The following is a 267-nucleotide window of genomic DNA, read 5'->3' as shown; positions in this document are numbered from 1 at the left end:
ACAGCACATACGTTACCACAACAAATTTTGGAATTATTGCCTAAAAATCCATTCTTAGATTTCACTGGACAACGTGCAACTTCCACGATTGCTGTCGTGATATTTGCTTCGTTTATAGGATTTGCTTATTTACGCGTAGCACGCAAACAACCTGATCATGGTGAATTGCTAAAGCGTGCGATTGACGCTATCTATTCACTAGTAATGGCGATTGTGACGTTCGTCTTACGTTTAACGCCATACGGTGTATTAGCAATTATGGCCAAC

1 protein-coding gene is annotated in these 267 nt (G+C 40.4%); it reads left to right on the top strand.

Annotated elements, in window-relative coordinates:
• On the top strand, window positions 1-267 hold a 267-nt coding region (locus GUI70_RS25775; protein WP_161884583.1), incomplete at both ends, for a cation:dicarboxylate symporter family transporter.

Origin of the sequence: Deinococcus alpinitundrae, from assembly GCF_009982895.1 — a bacterium.
In the GTDB taxonomy this organism is placed as follows: Bacteria; Deinococcota; Deinococci; order Deinococcales; family Deinococcaceae; genus Deinococcus; species Deinococcus alpinitundrae.
The sequence above is the reverse complement of the archived record's forward strand: the minus strand, read 5'-3'. Positions and strand labels throughout refer to the sequence as shown.